Origin of the sequence: Streptomyces sp. NPDC050121, assembly GCF_044460385.1 — a bacterium.
Classification (GTDB): domain Bacteria; phylum Actinomycetota; class Actinomycetes; order Streptomycetales; family Streptomycetaceae; genus Streptomyces; species Streptomyces soliscabiei.
Genome location: NZ_JBITJV010000039.1, coordinates 1 through 19,511, shown reverse-complemented (window position 1 = coordinate 19,511; position 19,511 = coordinate 1). Strand labels below are relative to the sequence as shown.

The 19,511-nt window shown below is 70.6% G+C and carries 17 protein-coding genes and 3 pseudogenes; 14 read left to right on the top strand and 6 right to left on the bottom strand.

From position 1 onward, the window contains the following. Positions 1–260: 260 nt before the first annotated feature. Positions 261–446, bottom strand: coding sequence for a hypothetical protein (locus ACIBTS_RS39305; protein ID WP_079661427.1), 186 nt, complete (start codon positions 444–446; stop codon positions 261–263). Positions 447–615: 169 nt separating this feature from the next. Between ACIBTS_RS39305 and ACIBTS_RS39300 the strand changes: the two genes are divergently transcribed. From ACIBTS_RS39300 to ACIBTS_RS39285, 4 genes are all read left to right on the top strand, one after another. Beyond that, positions 616–1,491 (top strand): winged helix-turn-helix domain-containing protein, encoded by an 876-nt coding sequence (locus ACIBTS_RS39300; protein ID WP_079661428.1) that lies wholly within the window; start codon positions 616–618, stop codon positions 1,489–1,491. A gap of 299 nt (positions 1,492–1,790) precedes the next feature. Beyond that, positions 1,791–3,884: an aminoglycoside phosphotransferase family protein gene (locus tag ACIBTS_RS39295; RefSeq protein ID WP_079664963.1), complete on the top strand. Its 2,094-nt coding sequence runs from the start codon at positions 1,791–1,793 to the stop codon at positions 3,882–3,884. A gap of 42 nt (positions 3,885–3,926) precedes the next feature. Then, a complete protein-coding gene (locus ACIBTS_RS39290) occupies positions 3,927–4,580 on the top strand; it encodes a TetR family transcriptional regulator (RefSeq protein WP_399325439.1) in 654 nt (217 codons plus the stop codon). 66 nt (positions 4,581–4,646) lie between these two features. After that, positions 4,647–6,776 (top strand): HelD family protein, encoded by a 2,130-nt coding sequence (locus ACIBTS_RS39285; protein WP_399325438.1) that lies wholly within the window; start codon positions 4,647–4,649, stop codon positions 6,774–6,776. Between the two features lie 10 nt (positions 6,777–6,786). Here the strand turns inward: ACIBTS_RS39285 and ACIBTS_RS39280 are convergent, their stop codons facing one another. Beyond that, positions 6,787–7,311: an ATP-binding protein gene (locus ACIBTS_RS39280; RefSeq protein ID WP_399325437.1), complete on the bottom strand. Its 525-nt coding sequence runs from the start codon at positions 7,309–7,311 to the stop codon at positions 6,787–6,789. A 348-nt stretch (positions 7,312–7,659) separates the two neighbouring features. Here ACIBTS_RS39280 and ACIBTS_RS39275 point away from each other — a divergent pair, with 348 nt between their 5' ends. Both ACIBTS_RS39275 and ACIBTS_RS39270 read left to right on the top strand, forming a co-directional pair. Next, positions 7,660–7,881, top strand: coding sequence for a type II toxin-antitoxin system VapB family antitoxin (locus ACIBTS_RS39275; RefSeq protein ID WP_399325436.1), 222 nt, complete (start codon positions 7,660–7,662; stop codon positions 7,879–7,881). Beyond that, a pseudogene (locus ACIBTS_RS39270) lies at positions 7,878–8,288 on the top strand (PIN domain-containing protein); the annotation flags it as partial. The gene ACIBTS_RS39275 and the pseudogene ACIBTS_RS39270, both read left to right, overlap by 4 nt. Positions 8,289–8,805: 517 nt before the next feature. Here ACIBTS_RS39270 and ACIBTS_RS39265 read toward each other — a convergent pair. After that, the gene (locus ACIBTS_RS39265; RefSeq protein WP_399325435.1) at positions 8,806–10,080 is read right to left on the bottom strand and encodes an ArgE/DapE family deacylase; all 1,275 of its coding nucleotides are present in this window, start codon (positions 10,078–10,080) and stop codon (positions 8,806–8,808) included. A gap of 169 nt (positions 10,081–10,249) precedes the next feature. Here ACIBTS_RS39265 and ACIBTS_RS39260 point away from each other — a divergent pair, with 169 nt between their 5' ends. From ACIBTS_RS39260 to ACIBTS_RS39240, 5 genes and pseudogenes are all read left to right on the top strand, one after another. Continuing rightward, on the top strand, positions 10,250–10,687 hold the full coding sequence (locus ACIBTS_RS39260; RefSeq protein ID WP_030049525.1) for an Lrp/AsnC family transcriptional regulator: 438 nt from the start codon (positions 10,250–10,252) through the stop codon (positions 10,685–10,687). A 114-nt stretch (positions 10,688–10,801) separates the two neighbouring features. Beyond that, a pseudogene (locus tag ACIBTS_RS39255) lies at positions 10,802–10,933 on the top strand (SAM-dependent methyltransferase); the annotation flags it as partial. 143 nt (positions 10,934–11,076) lie between these two features. Then, a complete protein-coding gene (locus tag ACIBTS_RS39250) occupies positions 11,077–11,496 on the top strand; it encodes a helix-turn-helix domain-containing protein (RefSeq protein WP_079661439.1) in 420 nt (139 codons plus the stop codon). 104 nt (positions 11,497–11,600) lie between these two features. After that, positions 11,601–12,257 carry a hypothetical protein gene (locus ACIBTS_RS39245; RefSeq protein WP_399325434.1) on the top strand — a complete coding sequence of 219 codons (657 nt, stop codon included), beginning with the start codon at positions 11,601–11,603 and terminating at the stop codon, positions 12,255–12,257. 201 nt (positions 12,258–12,458) lie between these two features. Then, positions 12,459–12,797: a DUF2516 family protein gene (locus ACIBTS_RS39240; RefSeq protein ID WP_399325433.1), complete on the top strand. Its 339-nt coding sequence runs from the start codon at positions 12,459–12,461 to the stop codon at positions 12,795–12,797. Positions 12,798–12,810: 13 nt separating this feature from the next. Here the strand turns inward: ACIBTS_RS39240 and ACIBTS_RS39235 are convergent, their stop codons facing one another. The 3 genes from ACIBTS_RS39235 to ACIBTS_RS39225 form a co-directional block, all read right to left on the bottom strand. Next, positions 12,811–14,322: a PP2C family protein-serine/threonine phosphatase gene (locus ACIBTS_RS39235; protein WP_399325432.1), complete on the bottom strand. Its 1,512-nt coding sequence runs from the start codon at positions 14,320–14,322 to the stop codon at positions 12,811–12,813. Positions 14,323–14,588: 266 nt separating this feature from the next. Beyond that, positions 14,589–15,701 (bottom strand): NlpC/P60 family protein, encoded by a 1,113-nt coding sequence (locus tag ACIBTS_RS39230; protein ID WP_399325431.1) that lies wholly within the window; start codon positions 15,699–15,701, stop codon positions 14,589–14,591. 367 nt (positions 15,702–16,068) lie between these two features. Then, positions 16,069–16,887 carry a class I SAM-dependent methyltransferase gene (locus ACIBTS_RS39225; protein ID WP_399325430.1) on the bottom strand — a complete coding sequence of 273 codons (819 nt, stop codon included), beginning with the start codon at positions 16,885–16,887 and terminating at the stop codon, positions 16,069–16,071. Between the two features lie 220 nt (positions 16,888–17,107). On the opposite strand from ACIBTS_RS39225, the gene mshA reads away from it, so the two are divergent. The 3 genes and pseudogenes from mshA (at position 17,108) to ACIBTS_RS39210 (ending at position 19,475) form a co-directional block, all read left to right on the top strand. Further along, complete coding sequence (mshA, locus tag ACIBTS_RS39220; protein ID WP_399325429.1) at positions 17,108–18,445, top strand: D-inositol-3-phosphate glycosyltransferase; 1,338 nt, start codon at positions 17,108–17,110, stop codon at positions 18,443–18,445. Continuing rightward, the gene (locus tag ACIBTS_RS39215; RefSeq protein ID WP_399325428.1) at positions 18,438–18,944 is read left to right on the top strand and encodes a YbjN domain-containing protein; all 507 of its coding nucleotides are present in this window, start codon (positions 18,438–18,440) and stop codon (positions 18,942–18,944) included. Before mshA ends, ACIBTS_RS39215 begins: the two co-directional genes overlap by 8 nt. A gap of 146 nt (positions 18,945–19,090) precedes the next feature. After that, a pseudogene (locus ACIBTS_RS39210) lies at positions 19,091–19,475 on the top strand (DUF2000 family protein). Positions 19,476–19,511 lie beyond the last annotated feature (36 nt).

Genomic DNA, 19,511 nt, shown 5'->3' with positions numbered 1-19,511 from the left:
GTCGGCCAGCGCCGACCTGGGTGGCTGTCAGGGGCGACCTGAGTAGCGATCAGGGCGATCTGAGTGGCGGTCGGGTGATCCGAGACGTGGCCGGAGAGCAGCCTGAGTCGCGGTCAGGGCGACCTGAGTGGGCGGTCAGGGCTGCCTGAACCGTGGCCGGCGCGGCCTGAGTGGTGGGCGGAGAGGCCTGGGTGGTGGGCGGGGAGGCTGAGTCGTGGTTGGAGAGGCTGAGTCGTGGTTGGAGAGGCTGAGGCGATGGTTCAGGGGGATCTGAGGAGCAGGGCCACGAGTACGACGGCCGCTCCTACGGCGAGCATGTTGTGCCGGGCCCGGACGCCCACGGCCACGGTGAGCAGCAGCATGACGCCCACCGCCCCGAGTTTGGCCTGCACCGTCCATCCCGCGAAGAACGCGAGGAGTTCCCAGACTGCCGATAACAGGAGCATGGCCTTCCACCTCCCTGCCATTCTCAGTGAACCTTGCAAGTCCCGGTCCAATTGGACTGGTTGCCTTGAAGTGGCTTTCCCCTGGCCTGCTGATCCTTAATCGGCCTGTGTTGTCCGGGATTTGACTGGCAATGGTTTGTCATTGGACGGATGGCGGTACGGTCGCTGTGTGGAGGCGCAGCAGAGTGGTGGGGACGGCGGCGGACGGGAGTTCCAGCGGGTCGCCGACGAACTGCGCGCCCGGATGACGGACGGCACCTATCCACTGCACGCCTTCCTGCCGTCCCAGCGCGATCTGGCCGAGGAGTTCGGCGTCTCCCGGGACACGGTCCAGCGCGTGCTGCGCGAGCTGGTCAACGAGGGCTGGATCGAGTCCCGGCAGGGCAGCGGGTCCCGGGTGGTCAAGACGCAGCGGATCCAGTCGTCCACGCCCAGGGCGACCCGGCAGCGGCACGGAGCGACGCTGGGGCCGCTGCTCAGCGAGGCCTTCGAACAGCCCGAAGTCACCCTGGACGCCTACACGCTGACGTCCGAGTCCCTGGACGCGCACATCCGGCTGCAGGCCGAGCGCATCCTCGGGGGCTCCATCGCGCCGGAGCGCATCGGCCTGCGGATGATCCTGCCCTCCGAGGATCTGCACGTGCCCTATCCGAGGGTGCGGGACGACAAGGAGGACCCAAGGCTCCGGGATCGTCTGCACGACATCACCAACCGGCACACGGAATCGCTGCGCGGGGTACTGAAGGCGCTGAAGACGGAGAAGCACGTGGAGTCCGTCGACGTCCAGATCCGGCACGCGCCGCTGACGCCGGCGTTCAAGCTCTACCTCTTCAACGGCGCGGAGGCGCTGCTCGGGCCGTACGAGGTGATTCAGCGGCAGATCGAGCTGGAGTCCGGCGAGGAGATCACCGCCCTCGACGTGCTCGGCCTGGGTGCCACGCTCACCCACCATGTGAAGGACGCGGACCCGAATTCGTCGGGCACCGTGTTCGTCGACAGCTGGCAGGCGTGGTTCGACTCCGTATGGAACCTTCTCGCCGAATAGCCGGGACGGCGTGCGCTAGCATGCCTCAATCGCGCGAGCAATCGCTCCCGTCCATACGTATGAGACGGCGAACCAGCCAGTCTCGGACGGCCTGACGTGGATGAGTGGCACACCACCCATTGGCTCACTTGATCATCGCTCCGGTCGTGCGGCGCCTTTACCGTTTGCCCTAACCAGCCCAGCGCGAGTACCCGGAGCGGCCAGTGGTCGACCACCTTGTTCCCCCTCGTCACCTCGGGGAACGAGCCGCCGAGGACGTGCCCGGGGTGCTCCGGGCCTTCGTCAGGGCCGCCGAATCGATGAAGGAATCCAGCGGCCATCACAATCGCAACTATGTGCTACCCCTGACGGAGGGTGTGGCCCGGCTGGTGGGCCGGGAGGCCGGCACGTCGGTGATCGTGCGCATCCGCCGCTCCGACGCGCTGCCCGTGGTGATCAGGACCTGGCAGGACGAGGCGGACATCCTCGACGCCGTGCACGGCGCCCTGCCGCACGCGCCCGAGTGTCTGCTCAAGACGCCGGGCTACGCCATCCACAGCCATGTGGAAGGCGTACCGCTCTCCACGATCTGCGGAAACGGTAAGCCTGTCGACACCCTGCTGATGAAGGCGCTGGCCGGGCTGCTGGCGCGGATGACCCAGGTGCGCCGGGCGGCGCTGCCGGACCTGCCGGGTTCCTGGCCCGCCAACCACAGCGACAGCCAGGCCTTCCTGAAGACCCTCGCGCATCTCGCCGACGAACAGATCCGCAAGCCCAACTGGCGTGAGTTCGGCGGTCTGTTCAAGGCGCTGGGCATCGCCGACGACGCCCTGCTCCGGCTGGCGGAGCGGGTGCCCGCGATGACGCGGCGGCCGTACAGCCTGCTCCACGCGGACCTGCACCGGGACAACCTGATCGTCTCCTACGACGGCGCGCCGCCGCTCGTCTGCGTCGACTGGGAGCTGGCGACCTACGGTGACCCCCTGCACGACCTCGCCACCCACCTGGTGCGCATGCAGTACCCCGACCACCAGTGGGACGAGGTCGTCAACGCGTGGGAGGAGGCCATGCAGGAGCTGCGGCCCAGCGCGGTCAAGGGCCGGGCCAAGGATCTGCGCCACTACGTCGCGTTCGAGCGGGCGCAGTCCGTCTACCCGGACGTGATGCGGGCCGCACGGTCGCTGCAGGAGTCGTTCACGCAGAAGAGCATGGACGAGGCCACCGCCGAGGTCCGCCGGGCGCTGCAGACGGCGGCGGAGCCGCTGCGGCTGAGGAACGTCCCGGCGAAGGACGAGATCGCCAGCGCCCTCTTCCGCTGGCTGGCGTCGCGGGGCGACGGAGGGGTCAGCGGCCGGCACTGGATCGCGAAGGCCACCGCCTGGCAGCCGGACCCGCGGCTGCCCGAGAACCCTCTCTTCCCGGCGTCCGCCGTGCGGGAGGCCCTGCTCGCGGAGGGGGCCGCGCCCGCGGACCGGGTGTTCAAGGGGACCGCGCATCTCAACTCGGTGGTCTGGGTGCGGGACATGCCCACCCCCGTCGTCGTGCGCCGCAAGCTGCGCAACGTCTCACGGCGCGAGCCGAGCTACCTGAGCGAGCACGCCGTCCTGCGGGCCATCCAGGAGTCCCGGGTGCGGGTGGCCGCGCCGAAGGTCCTGGCGCTGGGCGAGAGCTACCCGGACGACGCCTTCAGCATCCACACCTACGTCGGCACCCGTATCGACCAGCCGCCGAGCCACCCCGTCAACGGTCTGCTCCCGCACGAGGCGGACGCGCTCATCGACCAGCTGTGCCAACTGACGGGCGTGGACCACACGTTCGTCGACCCGCATGCCGGGCGGCTCGACTTCTACGAGTGGCTGAAGGAACAACTCGTCGGCCTGGTGCGCAACCTGCCGAAGGAGTCCCTGCAACTGGCCCGCACGCTGGGGCTGCCCGACGAGTGGCGGCTGCGGGAGATCCTGTCCCGGCACCGGGTGAGCCACCGGGCGCCGGCCCTGCTGCACGGCGACCTCAACCCGTGGAACCTGGTGCGCCGCAACGACGAGCTGGCCCTGACCATCATCGACTGGGAGATGGCCCTGGTCGGCGACCCGCTCTACGACCTGGTCCGGCACATGCACCTGACCCCGACCCGGCCGGAGATCCGGACGCGGATGTTCCGGCGGTGGGAGGAGAAACTGCCGAAGCGGTACACGAGCGACTGGAACAAGGACTGGTCGGTCTACCGCTGGATCGAGATCGTCCGCTCCGCGTACATCGACCTCGACCGGCTCGCCACCCGCGCAAGCCTGGATGCCCCCAACGTCCGCCGAGCCGTCGACTCCTACGCCGGCACCCTCGCCGCCGCCACCGCCTCCCTGGGCCTCCCGGTATCAAGAACAGCAAACCCCTACCTGGCCCGAGCCTTGGCCTAGGACCGGACGCCGGACCGGGACCGGTCGCCGTAGGCTCGGCTCATGAGTGAGACCGGGCTGCGTGAGCGCAAGCGGCAGCGGATGTTCCAGGCCGTGTCGGACGTCGCCGTCCGGCTCTTCATCGAGCGCGGGTTCGACGCGGTGTCCGTCGCGGAGATCGCCGCCGCCGCCGAGATCTCCAAGCCGACCCTGTTCCGGTACTTCCCGGCCAAGGAGGACCTGGTCCTGCACCGGCTCGCCGATCACGAGCAGGAGGCGGCGCGGGTCGTCACCGCGGCGCACGCCGAGGGAGTCGCGCCGCTGCCCGCCCTGCGCCGGCACTTCCTCGACGGTCTGGCCGCCGAGGACCCCGTCACCGGGCTCAACGACCACCCGGGCGTCCGCGCCTTCTATGACCTCCTCTACGGCACTCCGTCCCTGGTCGCCCGCCTGTACGGCTACCTCCAGCGCTCGGAGGCCGCCCTCGCCGAGGCCCTCGCGGAGGCGCTCGGCGGCTCGGTCGGGGACGACCGGTCCGGCGCCCTCGACGCCCGGTTGGCGGCCGGTCAGATCGTCGCCGTACGGCGGATCCTCGCCGAGGAGAACTGGCGGCGGATCTCGGCGGGGGAGCGGCTGGAGGACGTCCGGGAGGACGCGGTGGCGGAGGCGGAGCGGGCGTTCGTTGTGCTGGGAGCGGGCCTGCCGCGGCTGACCTGACCCCGACGCCGGTCTGAGACTCGGTAAAATATATAACTCAGTCACGTTATTCGCTACCCTGGCTGTATGACGGCACCCGAGCTCACCCCGAAGGACTCCGCGGCCCCCGACGCACAGGACCTCGACACCGCCCTCCTCCAGGAACGCGCCCACCACGACACCTGCCGCGCCGCCCTCACCGCGATGGTCGAGGGCGCCGACCTCCAGGTGGTCACCGGTGAGGACGTCTCCGCGTCCGGCGCCGACGCCGAAGTCCTCGGATACCGGTTGCGCAGCCACGCCAAGGCCCTGCACGAGCTGCCCGAGGGCCCCCTGTTCTTCGGCCGGCTCGACTTCGCACACGGCACGGGCGGCGAGCACGAAGGTCTCGCCCAGCACATCGGCCGGCTCCGCATCAGCGAGCACCCGGCCGCCCCGCCCCTCGTCGTCGACTGGCGGGCCCCCGTCTCCCGCGCCTTCTACCAGGCGAGCGCCCGCGACCCCCAGGGCGTGGCCGTCCGACGCCGCTTCGGCTGGGCCCCCGGCAGCCGCGGCGACTCCACCGACCTCACCGGCCTGGAGGACGAGGGCCTGGGCGCCGGTGAGCAGCCCCACAACGACCAGCTCGGCCGGGGCGGACTCGCGGCACCGGGCGGACCCACGGCACCGGGCGGCATCGTCGCCCGCGAGATCGAACGCCCCCGCGTCGGCCCGATGCGGGACATCGCCGCGACCATCCAGCCCGAGCAGGATGACCTCGTACGCGGCGACCTCACCGAGTCGGTGTGCGTGCAGGGCGCCCCCGGCACCGGCAAGACCGCCGTGGGCCTGCACCGGGCCGCCTACCTCCTCTACACCCACCCGCGCCGCATCCAGCGCGGCGGCCTGCTGATCCTCGGCCCCAACCGCACCTTCCTGCGCTACATCGCTGAGGTCCTGCCCTCCCTCGGCGAGACCGGCGTACGGCAGTCGACCCTCCACGACGAGATCGCCCGCCACCCGGTGACCGGGGCGGACCCCGACCGGACCGCCGCCCTCAAACACGACGCCCGGATGGCCGAGGTGCTGCGCCGCGCGGTCTACGGACGGGTGACGGCCGACCGCGCCGAGGGTCTCTCCGTCCCCGACGGCTCCTACTGTTGGCGCGTCCCGGGCCGCGCGCTGGCGGAGATCGTCGCGGGCGTGCTCGCCGAGGAGCTGCCGTACGAGACCGGGCGGGAGCGGGTGCGCAGTCGGATCGTCCGCCGGATCCAGGAGCAGGCCGAACGCCGGAGCGGGCCGCCCCCGGGCGCCTGGATCCGCAGGATCGAACGGGCGCGGGCGGTCAGCGAGTGCGTGGACGTCATGTGGCCGAAGACGCGCCCGGAGGAGGTGCTGACCCAACTCCTCACCCACCCCGAGGAGTTGGCGCGGGCCGCGGGCGGCCTCCTCGACCCCGACGAACAACAGGCCCTGCACTGGCCGCGCCCGCCCCGCTCGTTCAAGTCGGCGCGCTGGTCGGCCGCCGACCTGGTCCTCCTCGACGAGATCGCCGGCCTCCTCGCTCATCCCCAGGGGTACGGCCATGTCGTCGTCGACGAGGCCCAGGACCTCTCCCCGATGGAGTGCCGGGCCGTCGCCCGCCGGGTCCCCTTCGGCTCGCTCACCGTCCTCGGCGACCTGGCCCAGGGCACCGCCCCCTGGGCGGCGACCTCCTGGCCGGTGCAACTGGCCCACCTGGGCAAGCCCGACGCGACGATCGTCCCGCTCACCACGGGCTTCCGGGTCCCGGCCGCCGTCCTCACCCTCGCGAGCCGCCTCCTCGACCGCCTCGACGCCGACGTGCCCCGCGCCCACTCCCTGCGCCGGGACGGCGAGCTGCGCATCCGACGGGCCGACGGCGATCTGCACGTCGCGGTCGTCGCCGCCGTACGCGACGCTCTCGCCCACGCGGGCTCGGTCGGCGTCATCGCCGCGGACACACAGGTCGACGGCGTCCGCGAGGCCCTCACCACGGCCGGCATCCCGAACTCCGGCCCGGACGACCCGGCCGCCCGGGTGACGACCGTCCCCGCGACCCTCGCCAAGGGCCTGGAGTACGACCATGTCGTCGCCGTCGAACCGGCCGCCATCGCAGAATCAGAACAACGAGGCCTGAACCGCCTCTACGTCGTCCTGACCCGCGCGGTGTCCCGCCTGGACGTGCTGCATGAGCGGGAACTGCCTTGGGAGGGATGAGTGGCGGGCCTCAGTTCTTGAGGGCCTCTGCGATCTGCCGGGCGGCCTGGGCGGGGGTGAGGTGCGTGGTGTCGATGACCTCGGCCTCCTCGTGCAGCCAGGTGCGGGCCGCCTCGGCGTAGGGCTCGAGGTATTTGAGGCGGAACGGGGAGTTGGGGCCGAGCACCGTGTCGCCCGCGATGCGTCCACGGAGGGTCTCCTGGTCGGCGTGGAGGACGAAGTGCCGTACGGAAATGGCGTGTTGGGCGAGGCCCGTGCTGATCTCGCGCCAGTACTGCTCGACCAGGACGGTCATGGGCATCACCAGAGTGCCGCCGGTGTAGTCGAGCACGCGGCGGGCGGTCTCGACCACGAGCGGACGCCACGGCGGCCAGTGCTGGAAGTTGTCCGTCACGGGCAGCCCCGGCGTGATGTCCATGAGCGTCTCCCCGACCTTCTCGGCGTCGAACACCCGCGAATCCGGGATCAGCCGCTGCACGAGTGCACTGGTCGTCGTCTTGCCTGCGCCGTGGGTGCCGTTGAGCCATACGATCATGACACCCGACGCTAGTAGTGCTTCGTTGGGTTCGGGGCAGCTGCACGCACCATTCCCCGCTCACCTGCGTCGATCAGGCGCCGCTGCTTTCCTGCGACTTGATCCGCCGGACAGGCCCTAATCATCCTGGCAACCACCGCGGCCCTGCTCTCGCCGCAGGTACGCACCCTGCGCACCGCCGCCGAGGAAGCGACAGGCTGAGCCGTCGCACCCAAGCGATGACGAGCTGCGCCACCCAGCCCGGAACCTGCAACCGCCCTGGGGTGGAAACGCGCCGGTGGTCTGGGACAGGCAATGCACCCCGCGGATATATATACTGGATATTGCCCTTGAATAAAGGAGTCCAGTATGAGCGTGACGACGATCGACCTTGATGACGATGCGCTGGAGAAGGCCATGCGTGTCGCCGGTGGTGGCACCAAGAAGGACGTGGTCAACGCCGCCCTTCGCGAGTACGCCGAACGCCATGAGCGGGCCGCGCTCGTAGCCAAGCACTTCCATGCCGCCCAGCAGTGGGACCACGAGGGCTGGCAGCGGCGCCGCGTCGAGGACAAGCAGGGTGGCGCGTGATCCACTACCTGCTCGACTCCTCGGGTCTGTGGCGCCTCCTGCGCGAGGAGCAGCTGAGGGACGCGTGGCTGGAGACCACCACCCTCAGGGCCATCGGGTCGTGCGCTGCCCAGCGGGCCGAGTTCCGGCGTTCAGCGCGCAACGCAGTGGAGTACGAGGCCATGGGGGCAATGTTCACGGATCTGTACCCTGACGTACCTCTCCCGAAGAGGTTGTGGGACTGGGTCGAAACAGCCCAGTACGCGCTCGCGGAGAAGGGGGCGCTCGGTGCGGCCGGGCCGCTCGACCTGATGATCTGCGCGACCGCCGTGCATCATGGACTGGTTGTCCTGCACGACGACGCTGATTTCGTCACCATGGCCCGCTTCCTGCCCGACGTCAGCGAGCGGAATGTGCGCAACGCTCCACGCCCTAGAGGCCCTGGCCGTCGTGGACGCGCGAGGACGCCGGAGCCCGTCTTCATCACGCACCCGGCCGAGCCGGCGGCACCGATGGGCAGACGAGACGAAAATCCCGACCGATCATGAAGATCGGCGGGATCTGGTCAACCGCTCCCCGAGCGAACTCAAGAACGGCCGATCGCCGGCAGCCGCGGAAATTGATTAGGTGGGCAACTCTGCTTCCCCCATACGTTCGACCACATGATCTACGACGCTAACTGGGACGTGGTCCAGGATGCCCGAGAGGTGCAGCCCACGGCGGTGTTCGGCGTGTACTTGCGCGTTGAGTGGGACAGGTCGGGGCGGTGGTGTCCCGCTCAACGTGGTGATCCCTGCGGTAGGCCGGTGGTATGCGGTACGCGCAGGGTGGCGGGCTGACCGCCGAGAGGCGACGGCTTGGTGAGGGGATCCGGTACGAGGCAGGTCCGCAACAGTCACTTCCACCGGGTCACAAGCAGCCGGTAGGGGGTGAGACTGGGGGCTACTACTTGGTGCCGACCGTGCGCAGTGTGGCGAGCACCAGTGCCCGGGTGACGGTGACGATCTCGCTCACGCGGACCTGTTCCTGTGGACCGTGTGCGAGGCGTACGTCGCCGGGGCCGTACTGAAGCGTAGGGATGCCCGCCCCGGAGTACAGTCGCAGGTCGCTGCCGTAGGGGGCGCCTCGTTCGGAAGGTCGCGGGCCGCCGGTGACGTCGGCGTGCGCGTCGGCGACCTGGGCCGCGAGCGGATGCCCGGTCGGCAGCCGTCCACTGGCGAACTGCCCGCCGGGCCACGTCACCGTGGCGGGGTGGGAGCGCAGCCAGGGGTCGGCCGCGCAGGCTTCGGCCACGCACGCCTCCAGTTCGGTGCGTGCCTGGGCCGGATCCTCGCCCAGCCGGACGCCCAGTCTTCCCTCGGCCACCAGCAGGTCGGGCACGCTGCTGGCCCAGTCGCCGGAATGGACGGTACCGACGGACAGCGGGTAGGGGATGGGGTATTCGGACATGAGCGGGTCGGCGCCGACGTTGCGGCGGGCTTCCAGACGGGCGAGCGCGCGGTGGATGGGCAGGTATGCGTCGATGGCGCTCACTCCCACGTATCTGGTGCTGCCGTGGGTGGCCCGGCCGGGTACTTGGATGCGAAAGGTCAGGGCGCCGGCGTTCGCGGTCATGACCGCGCCGCTGGTCGGTTCGGTGATGATGCAGGTGTCGCCGGTGTGGCCGCGTTGGAGGGTGCCGAACGCCCCGAGTCCGCCGTCCTCTTCGCTGACTACGAAATGCGCGGACACCTGGCCGCGCAACCTTGCGCCCGCCTCCCGTATCGCGGCCAGGGCGGCGAGTATCGCCACCACCCCCGCCTTCATGTCGCACGCTCCTCGTGCGTGCACCACGTCCCCGGTAACCCGAGGGCGGAAGGGGTCACCCTCCCAACGCGCCAGGTCTCCGGAAGGGACGACGTCGACGTGCCCCTGGAGGATCAGGGTCGGCCCGTCGCCCTGGGGCACCGTGCCGCCCACCAGGCCCCACGCCTCTGTGCGCGGGGCCTCGCTGCCGGGAAAACGGGGATGGTCACGTAGCTCGGGCAGGTTCATGGACCACAGGTCGACATCGAGGTCCATCCGCTTCAGATGCCGGGCAAGGACGTGCTGAACCTCGGACTCCGCGGCGCTCCCCGTCACGCTCGGAACAACGAGAAGTTCCAGCAGCAACCGGGCGATGGCCGCCTCGTTCACCGCGGCCAGGGCCGAGGCTTCCACATCGCTCAGGCTTGCTGTCATCTCAACACTGCTTCCACCACGTGACATCAGGACAAGCCGGAGACTATGTTCGACGGACGACGCAAGCAATCGCCATTTGCTGCTTCCTACTGTCTCTTTATTGCAATGTCAGGGGACCTATGGCCATTTCTTGCGCTGGGCCGCAGGTTCTGACGTCTGGAGTGAGGTCATGGACGCCATCGATCAAGCGATCATCCGGTACGTGCTGCACGACGCGCGGGCCACATACGCCCAGATCGGCAAGGCGTCCGGGCTGTCCGCGCCCGCCGCCAAGCGGCGTCTCGACCGCTTGGTGGCCACGGGCGCGATCCGCGGTTTCACCGCTCTCGTCGATCCTCAGGCGTTGGCCTGGCATACCGAGGCTTTCGTCGAGGTCTACTGCACCGGCAATCCCACCCCCGCCGAACTGCGCCAAGCCCTGGAGGCCATCCCCGAGGTCGTCGAAGCCTGCACCGTCTCGGGGGCCGCCGACGCAGTCGTCCACATGCTCGCCAGAGACATCCCCCACCTGGAACAGGCCATCCAACGCGTGCGCGCCACCGCTCCTGTGGAACGGACCGAGAGCGCCATCGTGCTCTCCCGGCTGTTGAACCGGCCTCGCGTGTGATCGACACCGTGGGACCACCGCGCGTGCCGAGGCCGGCGTCCGCCGGCCTCGGGCCGACGCAGCAGACCGGTGGTCGCCTCGGTGGCTACGGGCAGGCAGCTCAGCCTCCCCATGGTCGTCGGCGTCGATCCCGCCCAGGCATCCGACGTGGCCCGCGCCAAGCCAGGCAGCGAGCGAGTGCGCTGGATCTGTGGCGATGCCACGACGCTCCCGTCGATGCGGGTTGAACGGGACTCGATCACTTCGCCGATCAGATCCGGCGGGAAACCCTCACAAGCACTGGGAACGGACACCTGTCGTGCTCAGCCTCAGCCGTCCACGGGGTGACGCGACACACTATTGCAAGCATGTGCTTGCAATAGTTAGCGGGGTTGGTGCACAGTGGACGTATGGCATCGCTCAACGTCGGCAATCTCGGTGAGTACCTGCGCGAGCAGCGGCGCAACGCGCAGCTGTCGCTCCGGCAGCTCGCCGATGCCGCCGGGGTGTCCAACCCGTATCTGAGCCAGATCGAGCGCGGCCTGCGCAAGCCGAGCGCGGAGGTGCTGCAGCAGGTCGCCAAGGCCCTGCGGATCTCCGCCGAGACGCTGTACGTGCGGGCCGGGATTCTCGACGCGGAGCGGGATCGGGACGAGGTGGAGACGCGTGCCGTCGTCCTCGCCGATCCCACGCTGACCGAGCAGCAGAAGCAGGTGCTGCTCCAGATCTACGAGTCCTTCCGCAAGGAGAACGGATTCGTGGACGGCGACGGTGCGGCGGACGCCCAGGAGCACGAGAGCGACGCCGATCCGCAGCAGACGGCCGGTTGACCGGACCAGGGGACCGGCCGCCCCACTGCGGCTCGCACGACCCTCAGCCGAAAACGACGTACACGACGTACACGACGAACGTGAATCCGGGAAGGACCTTCACCATGGCCATCACCGACGACCTGCGCAAGACCTTCAGCGACCCGACTCCGCTCTACTTCGCCGCAGGCACCGCCGACCTGGCCCTCCAGCAGGCGAAGAAGGTGCCGGGTCTGGTGGAGCAGCTGCGCACCGAGGCCCCGGCCCGTTTCGAGGCCGTCCGCAACACCGACCCCAAGGTCGTGCAGGAGAAGGCCGGCGCCCGCGCCAAGGAGGCGACCGCCCGCGCCAAGGAGGCGCAGGAGACCCTCCAGGCCAAGGTCACCGACTTCATCAGCACCCTCGACGGGGACATCAAGAAGATCGGCAGCACCCTCGACGCCGACCTGAAGAAGCTCGGCGAGTCCGCCCAGGACCTCGCGCTGCGCGGTGTCGGCGTCGCCGCCGAGTACGCCGTCAAGGCCCGTGAGACGTACGAGAAGGTCGCCGAGCACGGCGAGCAGGCCGTGAAGACCTGGCGCGGCGAGGCCGCCGAGGAGATCGAGGAGCTGGCGATCGTGGTCGAGCCCGCGGCCGAGCCGGTCGCGGCCAAGGAGGCGCCGAAGCCCGCTCCGGCCGAGGCCAAGGCCGAGCCCGCCCCCGCGAAGAAGACCGCCGTCAAGAAGGCTCCGGTCGCCCGCAAGACCACCCCCGTGAAGAAGACGACCCCTCCGGCCAAGTGAGACCGACGGCCGGGACGGCTGGAACCGCCGGGACGGACGCGGCGGACAGGGACATACGACACGGGCCGGGCACTCATGGAGTGCCCGGCCCGTTGTACGGGTAGCGGAAGCGTGGTTGCGGGTACGGTGACCGCGTAGGGACGAGCAGGTCGAGTCGAGTCGAGACAAGACGCGTCGAATCGGGTGGTGGGCGTTGTGCTGATGACAGGCTTCGCGGGGCTGGTGTGGGTGCTCTACCTCGCCATGCTGGTCCTCGCCGTGGTGGCACTGGTGATGGCCGCCCTGTTCCGAGACGACGCGTACCGGGCCGCCGACAAGCAGAACAAGGGCTTCTGGCTGATCATCCTCGGCATCGCCGTCGCGGTGAACCTGCTGGTGCCGATGCTCTTCCTGCAGCTCGCGGGCCTCGTCGCCACGATCGTCTTCTTCGTGGACGTACGCCCCGCCCTGCAGCAGGTGGGCGGTGGCGGCGGCCGGGGCCGCAGGCGAGGCGGCAGCAGCAGCGACGGTCCGTACGGCCCGTACAACGGCGGCCGGTAGCTCCCTCCGCCGCCTACGGAACCCGATCCAGCAGCAGAACAGCCACGTCGTCCGTCAGCTCGCCCCCGTTGAGCTCCCGCACCTCGTTCACCGCGGCCCGCAACAACGCCTCCCCGCGCAGCCCCTCGGAGAGCTGGCGGCGGATCATCTCCACCATGCCGTCCTGACCCAGGCGCTCGCGGCCCTCGCCGATCCGCCCCTCGATCAGGCCGTCGGTGTACAGCATCAGGCTCCACTCGGCGCCCAGCTCGACCTGCATCCGCGGCCAGCGGGCGCCCGGCAGCAGCCCGAGGGCGGGCCCGTTGTTTTCGCACGGCAGCAGGCGCGCGGGCCGGTCCGGGCGGGCGATCAGGGGCGCCGGGTGACCGGCCAGACACAGGCCCGCCCGGCGGCCGTCGGGCGCGATGTCCACCGTGCACAGCGTCGCGAAGATCTCGTCGTCGTCGCGCTCGTGCTCCAGCACCTGCTGGAGCGTGTTCAGCAGCTCGTCCCCGCACAGCCCGGCCAGCGTCAGCGCCCGCCAGGCGATGCGCAGCTCCACGCCGAGCGCCGCCTCGTCCGGGCCGTGCCCGCAGACGTCGCCGATCATGGCGTGCACGGTGCCGTCGGGCGTGCGGACGGTGTCGTAGAAGTCGCCGCCGAGCAGCGCGCGCGAGCGGCCGGGTCGGTAGCGGGCGGCGAAGCGCAGCGGTGAGCCCTCCAGGAGGGGCGTGGGCAGCAGGCCGCGCTCCAGGCGAGCGTTCTCCTGCGCGCGCAGCTTGCCCTCGGCGAGCCGCCGTTCGGCCGTGTCGGAACGTTTCCGCTCCACCGCGTACCGGATTGCGCGGCTCAGCAGCCGGCCGTCCAGCTCGTCCTTGAACAGGTAGTCCTGGGCGCCCACCCGCACCGCGTCGGCGCCGCGCTCGGCGTCGCCGGACGCGGTGAGCGCGAGCACCGCGTGCCGGGGCGCGAGCCGGAGCACGTGCCGCAGGACGGCGAGCTCGTCGTCGGCCTCCTTCGCCTTGCCGGGCGCGGGCAGCGCGAGGTCCAGCAGGATGCAGTGCACGTCGTCCGTGAGCAGCCGCTCGGCCTCGGTGAGGTTGCGGGCGGTGCGCACCCGGATCGGCTTGCCGTTCGAGTCGTGCAGGTCGTGGACGATCGGCGCGGCCGTGGGGTCGTCCTCGATCATCAGGAGGGTGAGGGTGGTGTGGGTGGCGGGGGTGGCGGCCGTGCCCAGAGAGGGCACGCCCTTGGTGCTGACGCCCTCGGTGCTGAGGCTCTTCGTGCTCACGCCGGTGGTGCTCACGCCGATGGTGCTCACGCCGGTGGTGCTCACGCCATGGTGGACGCCGTCGGCGGGCGCGGCGTTGAGCGGGCCGTCGTTCTCGGCCGCCGTCGCCTCGTCGCGAAGAACCTCTTCGGTGCGAGCGGCTTCCTCGTGGCGGGCGGCTTCTTCCCTGGAGGGGCCGCCGACTGCGGGCGCGGCCTGCGCCTGACCACTCTCCACGGCCGGGATCGCTCTCTGCCGCGGTACGGGTACGGGCATCGTCTTGGGTTCCTTCCCTCCCCCCGAGGGCATGGCGGGGACGAGGGACCTCGACCCACCGACGGGGACCATAGCGGCAGAAGGCGTCGCAACGGAATGGTGTGCGACACGCCGCTTGATCTCTGGCCACTGTCATATGCCGCGTTCCGTACCGCAGTTGGGCAGGGCGAGAGTCGGGCCGAGATGACGAACGTCACGTCCGCCAGGGGTTTGGGGGGCCGGACGAAGGTGCCGTGGGTCACGTGGCTCACTTCATGTGGCCGCCCTCACGCGTCCGGTCGGACCACCCCGAGTATCGGCATCGAGCCCGCCCCCGCAAGCGTGACCGTCCGTCCCGGGCGCGGGGCGTGGATGATCGAGCCGTCGCCCACGTACAGCGCGACATGGCTGGCGTCGTCGAAGTAGATGATCAGGTCGCCGGGGCGCATGTCCTCGACCGCGACGTGCGGCAGCTGCTTCCACTGCTCCTGCGAGGTGCGCGGTATGGGCTGCCCGGCGCTCTTCCAGGCCTCGGAGGTCAGTCCGGAGCAGTCGAAGGAGTCCGGGCCCTCGGCGCCCCACACATACGGCTTGCCCAGCTGCGCGGTGGCGAACTGCACGGCCTTCTGGCCCTGTACGGAGGCCGAGCCGTTGACCTCGTTGAGGATGCCCGTGCCCAGCCAGGCGGTCTGCGCCTCCTGGGCGGCCTGCTTCTCCAGCTGTTCGAGGCGCTCCTTCTCCTTCTTCTCCAGCTGGGACTGGAGCTTCTCCGCCGCCGCGATCTCCGTCTCGATCTTCTTCTGGGCCGCCGCCTTCGTCTTGCGGCCGTCCTCCAGCTTCTGCCACTGGGCGGAGGCGTCCTGGGAGTACTGCTCCAAGTCCTGCTGGGTGCGGGTCAGTTCGCCGATCAGGCCGTTGGTCGCGCGCTCGCCCTGGAGCACCCGGCCCGCGCCGTCGAGGAACTCCGACGGGTTGTCGCTCAGCATCAACCGTGCCTCGTCCGGCAGGCCGCCGGTGCGGTACTGGGCCCGGGCGGCGGCGCCCGCGCGGTCCTTCAGGTCGTCGAGCTTCTCCTGACCCGCGACGATCTTCTTGGCCAGCTCGACGATCTCCGCGGACTGCTTCTTCGACGCTTCCTCGGCCGCGTTGTAGGCGTCGGTGGCGACCGCGGCGGCGTGGTAGAGCGCTTCGAGTTTGGTGCGGACGGCCTCCAGGTCCTTGTTGGACGCGGTGGAGGGCAGCGGAGGGGCCGAAGAACCCGCAGACGTGGTGGGACTGGGACTGGCACCGGGTTCGGGAGCGCTGGGGGCGGCGAACGCGGCGCCGGGAGCCCCCAGCACGGTGATCGCGCAGACCACGGCCACGGCCGCCGCGAGCAGGCCGCGCTTGCCCCTACCCATACCCCGTCCCCCAAACCTGATTTACCGTCAGTAACTTACGGTTCTCGGGGGATCGTGCCACGTCACGACCGAAAACGACAGAGGCGGTGACAGAAGCGATGACACAGGTGCCGACGCCCGCAGTTCCTCCCCCTTCACCCGCCCTGGTATGACGATCTCCCCGTCATTGTGACGAACAACTCACGGGGATCGTTCCCGACGACTTTGAGGAACCTTGGGGAGCCCTTGGCGAAGTCCGGAGTTCACCTCCGGCGCCGGTCACCGCGTTCAACCGCGGTGTACGTCTTCGTGTTCAACCGCGGCGCGGGTCTTCGAGTTCAACCGCGGCGCGGGTCTTCGCGTTCAACCGCGGCGCGGGTCTTCGCGTTCAACGGCGGGGCGCCAACGCCCCCCACCGCACCGTCACTTCTCCCTGCCGCCACCGCGTCGGCCCGTCCGTCACCGGCCAGTCGGCGGTGAGGTCCCGCACCGCGCGGATCCACCGCTGACGGGCGCCGTACGACGCGTAGGGCGCGGCCGCCGCCCAGGCACGGTCGAAGTCGCGCAGGAAGGCGTGCACCGGCTCACCCGGGACGTTGCGGTGGATCAGCGCCTTCGGCAGCCGCTCCGCCAGGTCCGAGGGTCGCTCCAGGGACCCCAGCCGGGTCGCGAAGGTGATCGTGCGCGGTCCTTCCGGCCCGAGCGCGACCCATACGTGCCGCCGCCCGATCTCGTCGCAGGTCCCCTCGACGAGCAGCCCGCCGCGGGACCCGGTCGCCGGATCGGCCGGCGCGAGCCGCGCGCACAGCCGCTCCCAGACGGCGGCGACCTCGTCCTCGTCGTACTGCCGCAGGACGTTGGCGGCGCGCACGAGGTGCGGGCGCTGGGGGACGGGGATCTCGAAGCCGCCGTGCCGGAAGAGCAGCCCCTCGCGCGCGTACGGCTCGGCGGCGGCGACCCGGGCCGGTTCGATCTCGACGCCCACTACGCGCGCGCGTGGCGCGACGGAACGCAGGCGCGTCAGCAACTCGACGGCGGTCCAGGGCGCGGCCCCGTACCCGAGGTCGACGGCGACCGGATCGGCGGCCCGCCGCAGCTCACGGCCGTGCGCGGCGGCGATCCAGCGGTCCATGCGGCGCAGCCGATTGGGATTGGTCGTCCCGCGCGTGACCGTGCCCACGGGGCGGGCGGGGGCGCGGGATGTCATACCCACGAGGGTAATGCGGCGCCACCGCCGGTCCGTCCGGCGTTCGCCGCCCCGCGACGCGCACCACCCCCGAACAGTTGAGCGATTCACGGTAACGGCTGGGCAAAAACCGCCCCGGCCGGAGTCCGCGCGGAATGGGACCCCCTCCCTCCGATGTTGCACCCCCTTGGAGGGCGCACAACCCTCCGTCCGGCATGCCCGCAGCAAGGAGGAACGCCACGTGAGCCAGTACGCCAACAGGCTCGGGCGTCGCTCTCCGGCGGCCCCCTCGCGGCTCAGGCTCCACCGCCGCCCCCGCCGCGTCGCGATGCTCTCTGTGCACACCTCACCGCTCCACCAGCCCGGCACCGGCGACGCCGGCGGCATGAACGTCTACATCGTCGAGCTCGCGCAGCGCCTCGCCGCGATCAACATCGAGGTCGAGATCTTCACGCGCGCGACCACCGGCGGCCTCCCGCCGACCGTCGAACTGGCCCCCGGGGTCCTCGTCCGACACATCGACGCGGGCCCCTACGAGGGCCTCGCCAAGGAGGACCTCCCGGCCCAGCTGTGCGCGTTCACGCACGGCGTGATGCAGGCCTGGGCCGGTCACCGCCCCGGCTACTACGACCTCGTCCACTCGCACTACTGGCTCTCCGGCCATGTGGGCTGGCTGGCCGCCCAGCGTTGGGGCGCCCCCCTGGTTCATGCCATGCACACCATGGCCAAGGTCAAGAACGCCAACCTGGCCGACGGCGACACCCCCGAACCCGCCGCCCGCGTCATCGGCGAGACCCAGATCGTCGACGCGGCCGACCGTCTCATCGCCAACACGGCGGAGGAGGCCGACGAACTCGTCCGGCACTACCACGCCGAGCCCGGCAAGGTCGCCGTCGTGCACCCCGGCGTCAACCTCGACCGCTTCCGCCCCGCCGACGGCCGGGCCGCGGCTCGCGCCCGCCTCGACCTCCCCCAGGACGCCCTGGTCCCCCTCTTCGCGGGCCGCATCCAACCCCTGAAGGCCCCGGACGTCCTGCTGCGCGCCGTGGCCGTGCTCCTCGGCGAGCGGCCGGAGCTCCGCTCCCGCATCGTCGTCCCCGTGGTCGGCGGCCCCAGCGGCAGCGGTCTCGCCAAGCCGGAGGGCCTGCAGAAGCTGGCGGCGCGGCTGGGCATCGCGGACGTCGTCCGTTTCCGTCCGCCGGTCGGCCAGGACCAGCTCGCGGACTGGTTCCGGGCGGCGTCGGTGCTGGTCGTCCCCTCCTACAGCGAGTCCTTCGGCCTGGTCGCCATAGAGGCGCAGGCCGCCGGCACCCCGGTCCTCGCGGCCTCGGTCGGCGGACTCCCGGTGGCCGTACGGGACGGCGAGACGGGCTTCCTGGTGCAGGGCCACGATCCGGCCGGCTACGCGCGCGTGCTCGAGCGTTTCGCCGACGGCCCCGAACTCCCCGCCCGGATGGGCGCGGCGGCCACCGCGCACGCCCAGTCCTTCGGCTGGGACACCGCGGCCGCCGCCACCGCCGACGTCTACGCGGCCGCGGCCCAGGCCCACCGCCGTCGCGTACGCTCCGAGCATGGGTGACGTGGAGAAGACGGCCGCGCAGGTCATCGAGGGTTTCCTGAAGGACGCGGAGTTGGAGTGGGAGATTTCCGCGCCCGGCACGTACGTGGTCCAGCTACCGGGCACCCGCAAACTCAAGACGACCGTCTCCCTCATCGCGGGCCGCCACTCCCTGTCCCTGAACGCCTTCGTCATCCGTCACCCCGACGAGAACGAGCCCGGCGTCCACCGCTGGCTCCTGGAGCGCAACCTCAAGCTGTACGGCGTGAGTTACGCCGTCGACCAGCTCGGCGACGTCTACGTCACCGCCCGCCTCCCGCTCGCCGCGGTCACCGCCGACGAGGTCGACCGCCTCATGGGCCAGGTCCTGGAAGCGGCCGACGGCGCCTTCAACACCCTCCTGGAGCTCGGCTTCTCGAGCGCCATCCGCAGGGAGTACGCCTGGCGGGTTTCCCGCGGCGAGTCCACCCGCAACCTGGACGCGTTCACGCACCTCACGAAGGGGCAGGCGGAGCAGTAGGGGCCTGCGCGTACCGCCCCGGTGTGACGCCCACCAACTTCCGGAAGTGCCGGGTGAGATGGGCCTGGTCGTAGAAGACTTCCTGCCGGGCGGCCATGCAAAGAACGTACAAGACGGCGCCGTAGGACGATCGGCAGTCTCGAAGCATGAGCACTGAACCGATGGTGAGCACCGAACCGATGCGTTTCGACACGAAGATCGCTGTCCTGCTGCGCGAGGACCTGGAGACCTGGCAGCGCCTGAACGTCACCGCGTTCCTGGTCAGCGGCCTCGGCACGACACTCCCCGAGGTGATCGGGGAGCCGTACGAGGACGCGGACGGCGTCGGCCCACGCGCGCGTGCTCTCCCGAGCCCTCCCGCGCGCGGTGTTCACCACCGACCTCTTCACCACCGGCAACGACCGGGACAACCGCGCCGCGGTGCGCGCCGTCACGACATCCGACCTGGACCTGGCGGGCCTTGCGGTGTACGCCCCCGTTATGTTTTCCGCGGTCCTGCAAGAGGACCGCTGGCCTCCGGGCCCGGCATGACTGTTCCCCCCTGTCGAACGGATGACCTGGGGGGTG

Coding starts and splice junctions, on each gene's coding strand:
- ACIBTS_RS39225 (WP_399325430.1), bottom strand. CDS start 16,887: ATGACATCCCGCGCCCCCGCCCGCCCCGTGGGCACGGTCACGCGCGGG.
- ACIBTS_RS39280 (WP_399325437.1), bottom strand. CDS start 7,311: ATGATCGTATGGCTCAACGGCACCCACGGCGCAGGCAAGACGACGACC.
- ACIBTS_RS39290 (WP_399325439.1), top strand. CDS start 3,927: ATGAGTGAGACCGGGCTGCGTGAGCGCAAGCGGCAGCGGATGTTCCAG.
- ACIBTS_RS39305 (WP_079661427.1), bottom strand. CDS start 446: ATGCTCCTGTTATCGGCAGTCTGGGAACTCCTCGCGTTCTTCGCGGGA.
- ACIBTS_RS39250 (WP_079661439.1), top strand. CDS start 11,077: ATGGCATCGCTCAACGTCGGCAATCTCGGTGAGTACCTGCGCGAGCAG.
- ACIBTS_RS39275 (WP_399325436.1), top strand. CDS start 7,660: ATGAGCGTGACGACGATCGACCTTGATGACGATGCGCTGGAGAAGGCC.
- ACIBTS_RS39235 (WP_399325432.1), bottom strand. CDS start 14,322: ATGCCCGTACCCGTACCGCGGCAGAGAGCGATCCCGGCCGTGGAGAGT.
- ACIBTS_RS39260 (WP_030049525.1), top strand. CDS start 10,250: ATGGACGCCATCGATCAAGCGATCATCCGGTACGTGCTGCACGACGCG.
- ACIBTS_RS39230 (WP_399325431.1), bottom strand. CDS start 15,701: ATGGGTAGGGGCAAGCGCGGCCTGCTCGCGGCGGCCGTGGCCGTGGTC.
- ACIBTS_RS39285 (WP_399325438.1), top strand. CDS start 4,647: ATGACGGCACCCGAGCTCACCCCGAAGGACTCCGCGGCCCCCGACGCA.
- ACIBTS_RS39240 (WP_399325433.1), top strand. CDS start 12,459: ATGACAGGCTTCGCGGGGCTGGTGTGGGTGCTCTACCTCGCCATGCTG.
- ACIBTS_RS39245 (WP_399325434.1), top strand. CDS start 11,601: ATGGCCATCACCGACGACCTGCGCAAGACCTTCAGCGACCCGACTCCG.
- ACIBTS_RS39265 (WP_399325435.1), bottom strand. CDS start 10,080: ATGACAGCAAGCCTGAGCGATGTGGAAGCCTCGGCCCTGGCCGCGGTG.
- ACIBTS_RS39295 (WP_079664963.1), top strand. CDS start 1,791: ATGAAGGAATCCAGCGGCCATCACAATCGCAACTATGTGCTACCCCTG.
- ACIBTS_RS39215 (WP_399325428.1), top strand. CDS start 18,438: ATGGGTGACGTGGAGAAGACGGCCGCGCAGGTCATCGAGGGTTTCCTG.